This is a genomic window from Pseudomonas sp. FW300-N2A2, assembly GCF_017351735.1.
In the GTDB taxonomy this organism is placed as follows: Bacteria; Pseudomonadota; Gammaproteobacteria; order Pseudomonadales; family Pseudomonadaceae; genus Aquipseudomonas; species Aquipseudomonas migulae.
Map to the genome: position 1 here is coordinate 64,091 of NZ_JACNDU010000004.1, position 13,653 is coordinate 77,743.

10 protein-coding genes are annotated in these 13,653 nt (G+C 62.8%); all 10 read right to left on the bottom strand.

What is annotated here, in order from left to right:
- Positions 1 to 28: 28 nt before the first annotated feature.
- The 10 genes from J4E42_RS07995 to tssH all read right to left on the bottom strand — a co-directional run bounded on the left by J4E42_RS07995 (position 29) and on the right by tssH (position 13,647).
- A complete protein-coding gene (locus J4E42_RS07995) occupies positions 29 to 1,030 on the bottom strand; it encodes a serine/threonine-protein kinase (protein WP_207284965.1) in 1,002 nt (333 codons plus the stop codon).
- Complete coding sequence (locus J4E42_RS08000) at positions 1,027 to 1,755, bottom strand: PP2C family serine/threonine-protein phosphatase (protein ID WP_008030650.1); 729 nt, start codon at positions 1,753 to 1,755, stop codon at positions 1,027 to 1,029. The genes J4E42_RS07995 and J4E42_RS08000 overlap by 4 nt, the downstream gene beginning before the upstream one ends.
- A complete protein-coding gene (gene tssM, locus J4E42_RS08005) occupies positions 1,755 to 5,294 on the bottom strand; it encodes a type VI secretion system membrane subunit TssM (protein WP_008038087.1) in 3,540 nt (1,179 codons plus the stop codon). The genes J4E42_RS08000 and tssM overlap by 1 nt, the downstream gene beginning before the upstream one ends.
- A 13-nt stretch (positions 5,295 to 5,307) precedes the next feature.
- On the bottom strand, positions 5,308 to 6,183 hold the full coding sequence (gene icmH / locus J4E42_RS08010) for a type IVB secretion system protein IcmH/DotU (protein WP_008030654.1): 876 nt from the start codon (positions 6,181 to 6,183) through the stop codon (positions 5,308 to 5,310).
- Positions 6,184 to 6,188: 5 nt separating this feature from the next.
- Entirely contained in the window at positions 6,189 to 7,520 is a 1,332-nt protein-coding gene (tssK, locus tag J4E42_RS08015; RefSeq protein ID WP_008030656.1) for a type VI secretion system baseplate subunit TssK, read from the bottom strand.
- Between the two features lie 2 nt (positions 7,521 to 7,522).
- The gene (gene tssJ, locus J4E42_RS08020; protein WP_008030657.1) at positions 7,523 to 8,023 is read right to left on the bottom strand and encodes a type VI secretion system lipoprotein TssJ; all 501 of its coding nucleotides are present in this window, start codon (positions 8,021 to 8,023) and stop codon (positions 7,523 to 7,525) included.
- A 5-nt stretch (positions 8,024 to 8,028) separates the two neighbouring features.
- Positions 8,029 to 9,225: a type VI secretion system-associated FHA domain protein TagH gene (gene tagH, locus J4E42_RS08025; protein WP_008038089.1), complete on the bottom strand. Its 1,197-nt coding sequence runs from the start codon at positions 9,223 to 9,225 to the stop codon at positions 8,029 to 8,031.
- Between the two features lie 17 nt (positions 9,226 to 9,242).
- Positions 9,243 to 9,383: a hypothetical protein gene (locus J4E42_RS08030; protein ID WP_008030659.1), complete on the bottom strand. Its 141-nt coding sequence runs from the start codon at positions 9,381 to 9,383 to the stop codon at positions 9,243 to 9,245.
- A 93-nt stretch (positions 9,384 to 9,476) separates the two neighbouring features.
- Positions 9,477 to 10,994, bottom strand: coding sequence for a sigma-54-dependent Fis family transcriptional regulator (locus tag J4E42_RS08035; RefSeq protein ID WP_192420516.1), 1,518 nt, complete (start codon positions 10,992 to 10,994; stop codon positions 9,477 to 9,479).
- 10 nt (positions 10,995 to 11,004) lie between these two features.
- The gene (tssH, locus tag J4E42_RS08040; protein ID WP_207284966.1) at positions 11,005 to 13,647 is read right to left on the bottom strand and encodes a type VI secretion system ATPase TssH; all 2,643 of its coding nucleotides are present in this window, start codon (positions 13,645 to 13,647) and stop codon (positions 11,005 to 11,007) included.
- Between the last annotated feature and the right edge of the window lie 6 nt (positions 13,648 to 13,653).

A 13,653-nucleotide genomic window follows, 5' to 3' on the forward strand; every position in this document is an offset into this window, starting at 1 on the left:
TGCTTGCTCCCTGTTCGGTAGTCATCCGTTACGCCCGAAGTCGCAGACGTTGCAGCAAAGACAAAGTGGCGCCCATGGCGTCACGCAGTTGTGCGGCGGTGATCGTTCGATCGGCCGCATCGAATGCCAGCGCCGTTCGCAGGGCTGGCCAGCAGTGTTTCGGTAGATTTTTCGGGGCGTGCAGCTCGCGTTCCAGGTGTTCGTCACGGGCCTGGGTCGAGGGCAAGCGGCGGAACGGGTGCTTGCCGCCCGCCAATTCGTAAAGCACGCAGGCCACGCCGTAGACGTCGGCGCTGGCGGACAGCGGCTGGCCTTCGAGCAGTTCCGGTGCGGCGTAGCCCGGTGTCCAGGCGTTGAAGCGGTCGCGGCTCAGGTGTGGCAGGCCTGGAAGGATGCCCTCCTCGGCCTGGCCCAGACCGAAGTCGAACAGGCGCACGCCTTCTTCGCTGAGCATCACGTTGCTCGGCTTCATGTCGCCGTGCAGCACGCCGCGAGCGTGGGCGTAGGCCAGTGCGTCGAGCAGCGGCAGCGCGATGTCGCGCAGTTCTTTCCACGGCAGGCCGAGTGGTCGCTCGCAGAGCAGTTTGTCCAGGGTCAGCCCACGCATGAGTTCCATGGTGATGAAGGCACGCTGGCAATCGGTGTCCACTTCAAAGGTGTGCGGGCGCAGCACATTGTTATGGCGCAGACGTCGGGTCAGGGCGAACTCGCTGTAGAGCAAGGCGCTGGCATCCGGCGATTCGGCAAATTCTTCGCTGAGGATTTTCAGCGCGATGTAAGGGTCGGGATCGCCGAACTGTTCGCTCAGCAAGTCCCGTGCACGGTAAACCGCGCCCATGCCACCGGCACCTAACAGACGCTCGATGCGGTAACGCCCTGCCAGCACGTCTGGCAGTTCACCGACACTGGCCCTTGTCGGCGCCAACGCGGGCTCAGCTTGATGCGACTTGGCGAACGCAAAGTAAGTCAGGTTATTGGCTTGCTCTTCGCTCATCAGCAGGTCGTCGAGCGGCGGCATGAGTTGGCTCATTGGCGGATCACCACGGCAGTCAGGTTGTCCCGGGCCGAGCCACGCAGCGCGCCGTCGAACAGACGCTCAAGTGCGACATGCGGCGCGGTCAGGCTCAGGGCGCTACCCAAGGCATCGCTGCTCAGCCCGTTGTACAAACCATCGCTGCACAACAGAAACGCATCGCCGGGGTAAACCTCGAGTTCGAGCACGTCCAGCGTCAGTTGCTCGGCCGCCCCGACCGCACGGGTCAAGGCATGCGCGGCGGGATGCGCGCTGGCGTCTTCGACGCTCATCTGTTGCTCGTCGATGAGTTGCTGTTGCAGCGAATGGTCCTTGGACAGCTGATACAAACGCTGGCCGCGCCACAGGTAGCAACGGCTGTCGCCGGCCCAGATGCAGGCCGCGCGATTGCCTTCCACCAGCAGCGCCACGACGGTGCTGCCCATGATGCTGTCGTGGCGCCCGGCGGTGACGGTCAACTCCTGACCCAAGCGACGGTTCAGCCAGTGCAGACACTGGCGGATGCCTTTGAGTCGTTCGTCGAAGTCATCCTGCGCCGGCAATTCCGCCAGGCTGGCGACGATCAACTGGCTGGCAACGTCGCCGCCCTGATGACCGCCCATGCCGTCCGCGACCACCCACAGCCCCTGCTGCGGACAGTCGAGGAAAGCATCTTCGTTGCGCGCCCGAACCTTGCCGGCATCGGTGCGCGCAGCGCTGCGCCAGGAACTGGCAACCAGCATCAGAGCTGCACCGGCATACGGAAGGTGCGCAGCACGCCCATGTCGAACGGGTTCGGCGTGCGCTGGCTGGTCAGCAAGTAGTTGGCGCGCAGGCCACCGACGTCCGCCTTCAGCACCAGCACGTCACGACCGCTGAGGTACTCGGTCTGCATCAGGTCGAACAGACGGAACAGCGACCACGGGCCGGAGTTCTTCTCGATGCCGATCGGGCGGCCCGCCATCTTGTCCATCACCAGGCTGGTGCGCCCGTCTTCAGCGTCGGTCGGCCATTTGAACGACACCGGCACAATCGGGCCGTGACGGTATTCGATGGTCTTGTCGCCGAACTTGAACTCGGAACGGCTGACGGCCGGGTCGAGGGTGTACGGCTCCAGTTTGAACTGCACTTGCGGTTCCGCCGGGTTGATCGAGAAGAAGCTCTGGCGGATCACTTGGGCCGCGGCCATCTGGTCGAGGTAGACCTTGGAGATCGGCATGCTGTGACCGTCAATGCTGCGCAGACGGTAGTTGCCCGGATCGCCACTCACGAACGGACGCATGTAGGTATCGAAGAACCGATCGGCAATGCCCTGCGCCTTGAAGAACTCGCGGAAGTCGCTGATCGCCACGTCACTGGTGCTGTGGGCGCTGAACGGGTAGCGCTTGTTGATCGCCTTGCCGTAAAAGCTATACAGCTCGCTTTGATAACGCTGGTTCAGGTACTGGTAGGAATCGTTGAGCACCAGACGCCAGGTGTCTTCGGCCAGCACGTTGAACCACACGCTGACCGGGCGCGGCAGACGGTTCGAGGCATTGCGCAGGTTGCTCAGCGCATCACGCTGGCCGCTCATGCGGGTCTTGGCCATTTCGAACGCGGCCTGCTCCGGCGCACTGGCGCGCGCAAGGCTCGACAGTTGCATTTGCAGGTCGTTGAGCGCCGTCAGCGCCGGGGTCAAATCAGCGGCGGGGCCGTTGTTGTCATCCAGCAAACGGTGCAGCGGTTCGAAGCGGCGTTGCAGGGATTTCTTCGCGGTGTCCGGCAGGTTTTTGATCGCTGCCATGTCCGAGGCTTTGTCCGCGGCGGCAGACGCCAGTTTGCCCAGCTTGCCCAACTTGCCTTTCTGCTCGCCCAGTGCGGCAGCGGCATCAGCCGCTTGATCAACCGCCTCGGCTTCTGCCGGGAACCGGGTGTTCTCGCGCACTTCCACCAGCAGTTGCAGCACCGGCGAGTTGGCCGAGGTCAGGCCCGCCAGTTGCTCGGCGCCCTCACTGAAATCGCTGATCGGAGGCAGTGCAACCTGGCCTACGGCTTCGCTCCAGAAGTTGGCGTAGTCGCGGAAGTACAGTTGCTCCAGTTCGACCATCAGGCGACGCAAGTCCATGCCGCTGATGCCCGAACCTTCGCCCAGCACCCAGTTGTCACGCAGGATGTCGGTGACCAGCGCACTGCCCTGCACCGAGAAATACTGCTGATAACCCTGCTGGGTGTAGAAGCCCGGGATCACGTAATCGGTGCCGACAAACAGCGCACCTTGCGGGCCCAGGTGTTGGCTCAAACGGTATTCCGGCAGGTCTCGGGCCTGCTCGCGCAGCATCCGGTAAACCACGTTGGCCAGCGACTCGCTGCGCAATACCTGACGCGCCTGAGCCACCAGTTGATCGTTCAGCGGGTAGATAAACGGAAGCTTGAGCAAGCGCTCGAAGTGCGTGTTCAGGCCGTTCTGCACCGCCGTGTTGCCGGCGTAACGCAGGGACCAGTCAGTAGCGACCCAGTCCTTGAGCCACACCGCATCGCGGCGATCTTTCATGTTCAGCATCAGGTACGCACGCAGGCTGTTGAGCAGGCGTTCGCGGTCCTTCATGTTGGCGCGGATCTGCCCTTCCAGCAGGGTCGCGACCTTCGGCAGCAATTGCTTTTCGAGCTCGCGCTCGTAAGCCGCCTTGACCACCGGGTTGACATCTTCGCCCTGATACAGGCCGCCACGCTCGTGGTAACCCACATCGCCCTTTTTCGGGAACACCTGTGTCGCTGCGTAGCTGGTGTCGAGGGTCTTCAGTACCGCCATCGAATCATCACGGGCAGTCAGGGCCGAGCGCTGTTGCGTCCAGGTTTGCGCCAGGTTGCGCAGGTTTTCCAGGCGCTCATAGTTGGCCGAGAAACCGCTCGCCCACAGCAGGCCGAACAGGCCCAACGCCGCCAACGCACCGACGTACAACGCACGCTGGCCCCAATGGATGCGGCTGCGTTCACGTTTGTCCAGACCGGCCAGATCGGCCTCAGGGAAAATCACCCGGCTGAGCAAATGGTGAATGAACCGCGAACGGCCGCTGCGCAGGGTCGGCAATACGCCGGAATTGATCCCCAGATTGGCGCCGATGCCGGCGGTGGTCTGGTCCATTTCCTGGGTCAGGTGCGGTGCGCTGGTCAGGTAGAAGCCGCGCAACTGGCTGACACGCTGATAACGGTTGCCAGTGAACGCCATGTCGACGAACAGGCACAGGCGCTCGCCGATCTGCCCCAGTTGATGCGGGAAGTCGAGGATGCGGCCACGGCGCTGGGTGTCGCGCTCCTGGTGCATGCGCATGATCACTTGGCTGTTCAGGCGACGCAGCAGCTCTTCGAACTCGGCGCGCAGCACGGTGACGTCGGTGCCGCTCTGCTCTTTGCGGAAGCTGGTGCCGAGCACCTGATCGCTTTCTTCGCGGGTCAGCTGGTCGAAGAACTCGTCGAAACCGAGCAACTGGTCAGCCTTGCTGAGGACCAGATAGATCGGCACATCGACGTGCAGTTTCTGATGCACGTCTTGCAGGCGCGCACGCACCTGACGCGCCAGCGTCTCCAGATCCTGCTCGTTAGCGCCCAGCAGCAATTCCACGGGAATAGTCACCAGCACGCCGTTCAACGGACGGTTGCGACGACGCTTGCGCAGCAGGTCGAGCAAAGTGCTCCAGGCGCTGCCATCGACTTCGGCATCCGCCTGGGTCAGGTAACGTCCGGCGGTGTCGATCAGCACACCGTGGTCGGCGAAGTACCAGTCGCAATGCCGGGTGCCGAGGGTATCGCGGGTCAGTTTGCGGTCGATCTTGTTGATCGGAAACTCAAGGCCCGAGAAGTCCAGCAGGCTGGTCTTGCCGCTGCCCTGCGGGCCGATCAGCAAGTACCACGGCAAATCGCTGCGCCAGCGCTCGCTGCGGCCGCGATAGAGGCTCGAGGTCTTCAGGGTTTTCAGGGCGTCCTTGAAACGCTCCTTCAACTCCTTCTGCTCTTCGTCGATCAACTCTTCACGGCGGATACGATCCTGACCATCCTCAGTCTCTTCGACCGCTTTCTTGCGCACACCGGCACGCCAGCTGACGAAGACCATGGTCAGGCCCCAGATCAGGAACAGCACACTGATGGTCAGCAGGCGGGAGGTCGAACCTTCCCAGAACTTGTAGTCATCGACGGCCAACAACGGCCCGACAAACCAGACCAGCAGCGCGACGAACAGCACCAGCAGCAAGGTCCAGACCCAGGTCTGGCGCACGAACGCGCCGACTTTCTTGAAAAACTTTTTCATCACACGTCCCTGTTTACGGCTGCGACAGCGGCTGGGCCGCGGCGGAATCCAGCGGCTGATAAGGTTGCAGAACGGTGTCGCGCTGCTCGCCCAAGACCCAGGCGAACCCCGAATACATCACCACCAGGCAGACCACGGTGAACAGCACCACCATCCACGCCGGCACGATGCGCACCAGGCTGCGACGCTGGTCGTTCAAGCCTTCCCAATGCGGCGACAGTTCACGCGGCACGTCGCCGCGCAGCTGACGAATCTGCCGATACAAGGCGTCGCGGATGCCTTCGAGTTCGAGCATGCCGCGCGCTTGCACGCGGTACTTGCCTTCGAAACCGAGGGACAGGCACAGGTACATCAGCTCCAGCATCGGCAGGTGCTTGACCGGGTTTTTCGACAGGCGATCCAGCAGCTGGAAGAACTTCTCGCCACCGAAGGTTTCGTTGTGGAAGCTGCTGAGCAGGCTCATCTGCGACCACTCGCTTTCGTTGCCCCACGGCGTGGTCACGACGGCTTCGTCGACCACGGTGCAGAGCACGTAACGCGCAGCCATCACCTGGCTGCTTTCGGCGCCGTTGTGCAGCGCACGCACTTCAAACAGTTTCAGCCCGGCGGTCAGGCGCTCGTTGAGCGCGTACATGTCTTCGCGGCTGTCGCTGTGTTTGAGGCGAACCACTTCCGACAACAGATCGGAACCGGCGGCCACCAGCGAATTGAGGCTGATGTTGAAGGTCTCTGCCGGGCGCAGGCGGGCGGCGTAGATCATCCGCTCTTCGAGTTGTTCGAAACGCGGCGGTGCGGCGAAGTCGGTCAGCGGACTTTGCGCCGGGCCGTGGCCCTGGCGGTCGAGCAAGACGGTTTTATCGTCCTGATGGTGTTCCATGTCCTTGATCATGTCGGTCAGTTCCTGATGGCCCAGAATTTCAATTCAAGCTCGGCGAATTCGCCGGACACGTGGAACGCGAAGCCGCCGGAGCGCTCCAGTTGTGCCAGGTCTTCGGAACTGAGTTCCAGAATGAAATAGGTTTTGTTGGAGTGGAACGCGATCTGCCGTGGGGCCACCGGCAACGGTTTGACCTTGATGCCCGGCAGGTGCAGGTTGACCAGTTGGCGGATGCGCTCCACCGGGCCGACCTTGAGGTGCGCCGGCAAGCGGTGGCGCAGTTCTTCGGAATCGCAGTTGGCACTGGCCGCGAGCACGAACGACGCCGAGCCCAGCAGTTTGTGGTCGTGCAACGGCGAGACGATGATCCCGTACTGACGTGCTTGCAGGACCAGTTCGATGGCGTGCTGTTCGAGCACCATCGACAGCACCTGACGAATCGCTTCCATCAGTTTGCGAAAGCTCGCGCCCTGATCGCTGTGCTGGTAACGGCTGTCCAGACGCGGGCGTTTGCTGTCGCTGGAGAAGGTCGCCAGATCACCGAGCATGGTCAGCAGCGTGCGGTACAACTCTTCCGGGTGAACCTGTTCCAGACCGAGGTAGTGACGCAGCAGCAGCTCGGTGCGGTTGATCAGTTGCAGCATCATGAAGTCACCGACTTCCGCGCCACCGACCTTGCCGTTGGAGCGGATGCGCTCGGCGATGGTGTCGCCCCGGTGACCGAGCATGCTGATCACTTCTTTCAGGCACGACAGCAAATAGCTGGAGGAATGCGCCTGAATGTAGGTCGGCACGAAGTCCGGATCGAGGCTGATCACGCCGTCGGGCGTAGTGTCGAGCACGTCGCAGATCTTCAGCTTCACGTAAGCCTGATCGCTCTGCTGCTCGCCGAGCAACAGTTTGAAGTCCGGGCGACCGCAACTGACCTGGCTGGCGGAATCGTCGCCGGCGTTGGAGTCGGCCACTTCCGCTTCGTACGCGGTGTAGCGCGCCAGCACGTCGGATTGCTCCGGGCGGCGCGACTCGATGTGGTTACCGGTGACCAGCGGCAGCGCCAGGTAAATCGGCGTGTTGCCGGTGTTCGGCGGCACGTCCAGCGCCAGTGGCTCGGTGTTGCCGCCGAGTTCGAACAGGCTGCCGTCCGGCAGAATCCCCGAGGCCTGGCTGATCACCAGTTTGCCCATGTTGAGGAACTGCAAATCGATGTCGAGATTGAGGAAACCCCAGGTGTAACTGCCCAGCAACTGGGTGCGGGTTTTCATCTGGTGGTCGTAGTAGCGATCGTTGTGCTGGAAGTGCTGCGGACGTAGCAGCATGCCTTCCTGCCAAATGACTTTATGGGAATTCATGATCAGTCATCCGCCTTGGCGAGCTTTTCGTTGCTGTTGCGAATACCGGCCTGGTCGAGGGTCAGGTCAGCCTCGGTGACTTCCAGCGGGGTGACTTGCACCGTGTAGCGCCATTTGGTTTCCGGCAGGTCGCGGTAGGCCGCGAGGATCCCGACGTAACGGCTGCCCTCCTCCACACTGAGTTTCAGCTCAATGGTTTCGCCCGGGCGCAGTTCGAGTTCTTCGCTGGCCACCAGGTCTGGGGCCAGGGATTCCTTGGCGCGCTCGTACAGGCTGAAGAAGTCGGCGTTCTCGAATGTCACCGGGTGCTTGAGCTCGAACAGACGCACGACAACCGGCGACGGGCGCCCGTTGAGGTCCGGGTTCAGCTGATCGCTGCCGGTGAGCTTCAGGTTGACCTTGGTCACTTTGGAATACGGCGACAGCGACGAACAACCGGCCAGCAGCACCAGCACCGCGAACGCAGTCAGCATCTTGAAAAAAGCGGTCGAGCAGCGAGACATGCGCATCATCCTTGGTGGTCGGTGTGAAGGGTGGAAATCAGGCGGATCTGTTCTTCGTAGGCCTGAGCGAAGTCGCGGGCCAGCAGGCGCTCGCTCCAGTCATCGTCCTGACGCAGTGCCTGGTGATAACGACCGTACGCTCTCCAGCGGCTGCCGGAGGTGGCCAGCAACGGTTTGTTGTCGCGCTCGAAACGCAGGGTCAGTTGCTGCGGCGAGAAGTGTTCCAGCGTGCCGCGAACGGCGGCGCGGCTGGCGGTCAGCAAGGCCACCTGATGCGCCTGCAAATCGCGGAACGCACGGGAGATCGACTGCTCGGCCGGCAATTGGCCCGGCTTGTTCGGCTGCAACAGAATGCCCAGCGCTTCACCGGCATCGACGGCGAATTTCAGCGGGTTCTTGTTCGTGCCTTGCACGGTGGTCTGGGCCAGACGCAGTTCGTTTTTCAGTTCGCTGCGGGTGCGCAGGCTCTGCTGCAAACCGCCGACGCTTTGCTTGAGCAGACGTGCCGCGTTCAGCGCCAGGGCTTCGCGGGCGTCGTGGTCGAGGCCTTTGAGGTCCACACCCAGCGCCGCACCGAAGTGCTCCCAGAAACCTTCGCTCTGGCGCTCAGGCGCTTTTGCGACAGGGCTTGGTGCAGGATCGGCGGGGGCGTTGATCAACTCCGGCACCATCAGGCTTTCCATGTCGATGCGCGCATAGTCGGCGCGCTGACGGGTGTCCTCGATGGTGGTGCTCGGGGTGATCAACTCTTCGATTTCCGAGTACACGCGCTCTTGCTGATCAAGGGCGTTCAGCGGATCGAGATCAAGGAACGCGTCATCCGGGATGATGCTGCCCGCCGCTTGTGGGCGACCGACTTCAACGTCGAAGGTCGCCGGGTCGCGCACCAGCCGCGCACGGATCTCGAAATCACCCAGCACGTAGGTGCTGCCATGCTCGATGCGCATCGGTTCGCCCTTGCGCAGGCGTGCGCCGCTGCCGCCATCCTGGACACCGTTGCTGCTGGTGTCGGTCAGGAAGAACGTCCCTTCGCGAAAGCTGATGTCCACATGGTGATTGGACAGATGACGCTTGCGGTCCGGGATGATCCAGTCGCAATCCTCGCCCCGGCCAATCACGCCGCCGGCCTGCTTGAAGGTCTTCTGGCACAGCTCCGTGGGCACGAACTGCTTGGTGTTCAGCATTTCGAAAACCAATTCCATGGTGATACTCCTTGCGGTCACTTGCCGCGATTGACCGCCTGCGGATCACCCAATGGGCGATAGGTGTTGTCGTTGAATTTGTAATTGCCGCTGCAGCCGCCAAGGCCGCATAGAACGACGAGGGTCAGCAGGACGGCTTGCCAGTGACGAACAGACATCAGAGGGTCTCCAGGGGTAGACAAAGCACAAAGCGCCGGCCCGTTCGGGCGGCGCTATCAGAAGCGAATGAGGTGAAATCGACGGTCATTTGCCTAGCCATCGAAGTCACCGAGATTGATGTTCAGGCGCCCGAGGCGGTACAGCAGCGTGCGACGCGGCAGCCCGAGTTCGCGGGCCGCGAGGGTCTGGTTGCCGTCGTTTTTGCGCAGACAATCGAGCAGCAGGCTGCGTTCGACCTGCTCCAGGCGTTCGCGCAGGTTCAGGCTGTTGTCTTCCGGCACGGCTTCCATGCGCAGGGAGAAATGCTCGGCCAGCAACTCGCCGCCCTCGCACAGCAACACCGCGCGCTCGACCAGGCCTTTGAGTTCGCGCACGTTGCCGGGGAAGGCATAACCGGACAGGTGATCCAGCGCCGCGTCGGACCAACGCACCGCATCGCGCTGCAAGAACGAGCAGGCCTTGTCGGCGAAGTGCCGGGCGAGATCAAGGATGTCGCCTTCGCGCTGACGCAGGGCCGGCAACTCGATGGGGAATTGCGCAAGGCGGTAGTACAAGTCCTCGCGGAATTTGCCTTCACTCACCAGCACCGACAAATCCCGGTGCGTCGCGGCGATGATGCGCACGTCGATCTTGTGGGTGTCGTTGGAGCCCAGCGGGCGGATCTCGCCCTCCTGCAACACGCGCAGCAACTTGGCTTGCAGCGACAACGGCATGTCGCCGATTTCATCGAGTAACAAGGTGCCGCCATTGGCCGCGTCGAACAGCCCGGCACGGTCGCGATCCGCGCCGGTGAAGGCGCCTTTGCGGTAGCCGAACAGTTCGCTTTCCAGCAGGTTCTCGGGGAACGCCGCGCAGTTCTGCACGATGAACGCCTGGGAACGGCGCGGGCCGCAGTCGTGAATGGCGCGTGCGACCACTTCCTTGCCGGTGCCGGTCTCGCCGCGCAGCAGCACGGTGTACGGGCTGTGCAGGACTTTGCTGATCAGCGAATAGGTTTCGCGCATGGCCTTGCTCTTGCCGATCAAGCCGTAACCACTGGCACTCGGGACGCTGGCCTTCAATGGCCGTGCATCACCCACCGGCTGACGCAGACGTTGCAGCAGATGCAGTTGGCCGAGCACAAACGAACCCAGTTGCCCGAGGGAATCGGCAAAGCCTTGCAGGTCCATGTGCCGGCGACTGGCGCACAGCAGCAAACCTTCGACCGCCTTCTGCTGGTTGACCAGCGGCACGCACAGCAGCGACTGCCACGGCGTGGCTTGCGGCGGCAGGAAACTGGTTTCGTGCAGGCTGCCGCTCAGTTCGCCGAGGCTCACCACGCGGTTCTGGCACAGGGCGAATTGCAGCAGTTGTTCACCGTTGTAATCCGCCGGCAGGCTCGCCGATTCGCGCGGCTGCAGAATGCCGTTGAGGCACTCGGCGTTCATCCCCAGGCACGTGTGGGTCGCGTCCAGCAGGTACAGCTGCGTCAGCTCGCAACCGCTGAGTTCCGCCACGCCGCGCACGAAGTCACCCAGCAGCGCAGCGCCATCCGCCGCGCGCGACAGGCTGGCGAACTGCGCCAGCAACGCTTCGGCATACACCAGCGGCTGCGGCACTTGAGTGAACATCACACCCACCTCAGGCGAACTCGCAGGTCACGCTGGCGCCGCCGTCGAGCGTCGCGTGGACGCGCTTGAGGCTTTCACCCGTGGCCATCGCGTCGAGCAAGCGGTCGGCCACTAGCGGCAGTACGTGCAGGTCCAGCAAGTGGTCGATCAGACGCGCGCCGCTGTCGCTTTGGGTGCAGCGTTCGGCCAAGTGATCGACGAGGTCTTGCGAGTAGCTGAAATCCAGCTGACGACGGTTCAGGCGTTCGCCCAGACGACCAAGTTTGATTTCGATCAGCTCGCGCAGCACCGGGCCGCCGACCGGGTAGTAAGGCACCACGCGCATCCGCGCCAGCAGCGCCGGTTTGAAGTGTTTGCTGAGCACCGGCCGAATGGTTTCTTCGAGCACTTCGGCGGTCGGACGTGCGCCGTTTTCGCAAAGGTCGCTGATGCGGTCGCTGCCCAGGTTCGAGGTCATGAGGATCAAGGTGTTGCGGAAATCGATCTCGCGCCCTTCGCCGTCGTTGGCCACGCCTTTGTCGAAGATTTGGTAGAACAGGTTGAGCACGTCCGGGTCAGCCTTTTCGACCTCATCGAGCAGCACAACGGAGTACGGCTTCTGGCGTACGGCTTCGGTGAGCATGCCGCCCTCGCCGTAACCGACGTAGCCCGGCGGTGCACCGATCAGGCGCGACACAGTGTGCTTCTCCTGGAACTCGGACATGTTGATGGTGGTGATGAAACGATCACCGCCGTACAGCAAGTCGGCGAGGGCCAGCGCGGTTTCGGTCTTGCCGACGCCGCTCGGGCCGACCAGCAGGAACACGCCCACCGGTGCGTCCGGTTTGTTCAGGCCGGCAGCAGTGGCGCGCATCGAGCGGTCCAGTGCGTGAACAGCTTGTTCCTGACCACGGATGCGGGTGCGCAGGTCGGTGGCGAAACTGGCGACCTTGGCGTTGTGTTCGCGGGCCAGTTGCGCCAGCGGCACGCCGGTCCAGGCGCTGATGACTTCGGCGACCAGACGCGGGCAGACTTCGAAGCTCACCAGGCGTTCTTTGACCTGAGCATCGGTCAGGGCTTTGTGAGTTTCGTTGAGCGCGGTTTCGAGGCACGCGACGTCATTCACCGCTTCGAGGGTTTCGATCACGGTGCCTTCGGCGTCTTCTTCAAACGTGACGGTCGGTTCGACGGCAGCAGCCTCGCGAGCTTTGGCCAGTTGCTGGCGCAGATCCAACAGGCGCTCGGCCAGTTCTTTCTGCTCGGTCCACAGCGTTTCGAGGGCGACCATTTCGTCTTCGGCGGCGGCCAGACGATCTTCCAAAGCATCCAGCGCTTCGTGATCAATCAACAAACCGGCTTCAGCATCACGACGCAGCGCCTGACGCTGACGGCCCCCTTCAGCCAGTTCGCCACGCAGACGTTCAAGGCTTTCAGGGGCGGCGGCGAGGCTGATGCGCACGCGGGCGCAGGCGGTGTCGAGCACATCGACGGCTTTGTCCGGCAGCTGACGGCCCGCCAGATAGCGCGCGGACAACTCAGCCGCCGCCACCACCGCGTCATCGCGCAGGTAGATGCCGTGGCTCTTCTCGTACACCTGAGCCAGACCACGGAGGATGGTCACCGCTTCGCTGACGGTCGGTTCGTGCAGTTGCACCGGTTGGAAACGACGAGCCAGGGCCGGGTCTTTTTCGAAGTACTTCTTGTACTCCGCCCACGTGGTGGCGGCGATGGTGCGCAACTCGCCACGGGCCAAGGCTGGTTTGAGCAGGTTGGCCGCATCGGAACCACCGGCATTGCCGCCCGCGCCGATCAACGTGTGGGCTTCGTCGATGAACAGGATGATCGGTTTCGGCGAGGCTTTGACTTCGTCGATCACGCCTTTGAGACGACGCTCGAATTCACCTTTGACGCTGGCGCCGGCCTGCAACAGGCCCATGTCCAGCGACAGCAGCTCAACGCCTTTCAACACTTGCGGCACTTCACCGGCGGCAATGCGCGAGGCCAGGCCTTCGACAATCGCGGTTTTACCGACGCCAGCTTCGCCGACCACAATCGGGTTGTTTTTGCGGCGACGGGCGAGGATGTCGACCATCTGCCGGATCGCGCCATCGCGGCACAGCACCGGGTCGAGTTTGCCGTCACGGGCCTGCTGGGTCAGGTTGTGTGTGAAGCGCTGCAGCAGCGATTCGCCCGGCACGGCAGGCTTACCGGTGGCCGGTTGCTCTTTCTGCGACAGGGCAAATTCTTTCAGGCGCTCGATGTTCAGCTTGGCCAGCAACGACTGGTAGCGGCTGCCGGCGTAGCGCATCGGGTTGCGCAGCAGCGCGAGGATCAACGCGGCTTGCTCGACCTGGCTCTGGCCCAGTTCAAGGTTGGCCACCAGCAACGCGTCTTGCAGCCACTGCACCAGTTCCGGGGCGAACACCGGATTGCGCGAGGCGCTGTGCTCGACCCGCGATTGCAGCGCGGCGCTCAGCTCGCCAGCATCCACTTCGGCGTCTTGCAGCGCGCGTGCGAGCAGGCCTTGCGGGCGCTCCAGCAGGCCCAGCAGCAAGTCTTCGACGAGTATCTTGCTGCCGCCACGGGCGACGCAGCGTTCGGCAGAACTTTCCAGATCACGACGGGTTTCGGCGTCCAGCGCCTGGATAAGTTGTTGCAGGTCTACGTTGATCATTGGTCA

What these genes read in the sequence shown, in the direction of transcription:
- tssJ (WP_008030657.1), bottom strand. Translation starts at nt 8,023, where the DNA reads ATGTCTCGCTGCTCGACCGCTTTTTTCAAGATGCTGACTGCGTTCGCG.
- tagH (WP_008038089.1), bottom strand. Translation starts at nt 9,225, where the DNA reads ATGGAATTGGTTTTCGAAATGCTGAACACCAAGCAGTTCGTGCCCACG.
- tssH (WP_207284966.1), bottom strand. Translation starts at nt 13,647, where the DNA reads ATGATCAACGTAGACCTGCAACAACTTATCCAGGCGCTGGACGCCGAA.
- icmH (WP_008030654.1), bottom strand. Translation starts at nt 6,183, where the DNA reads ATGATCAAGGACATGGAACACCATCAGGACGATAAAACCGTCTTGCTC.
- J4E42_RS07995 (WP_207284965.1), bottom strand. Translation starts at nt 1,030, where the DNA reads ATGAGCCAACTCATGCCGCCGCTCGACGACCTGCTGATGAGCGAAGAG.
- tssK (WP_008030656.1), bottom strand. Translation starts at nt 7,520, where the DNA reads ATGAATTCCCATAAAGTCATTTGGCAGGAAGGCATGCTGCTACGTCCG.
- J4E42_RS08000 (WP_008030650.1), bottom strand. Translation starts at nt 1,755, where the DNA reads ATGCTGGTTGCCAGTTCCTGGCGCAGCGCTGCGCGCACCGATGCCGGC.
- tssM (WP_008038087.1), bottom strand. Translation starts at nt 5,294, where the DNA reads ATGAAAAAGTTTTTCAAGAAAGTCGGCGCGTTCGTGCGCCAGACCTGG.
- J4E42_RS08035 (WP_192420516.1), bottom strand. Translation starts at nt 10,994, where the DNA reads ATGTTCACTCAAGTGCCGCAGCCGCTGGTGTATGCCGAAGCGTTGCTG.
- J4E42_RS08030 (WP_008030659.1), bottom strand. Translation starts at nt 9,383, where the DNA reads ATGTCTGTTCGTCACTGGCAAGCCGTCCTGCTGACCCTCGTCGTTCTA.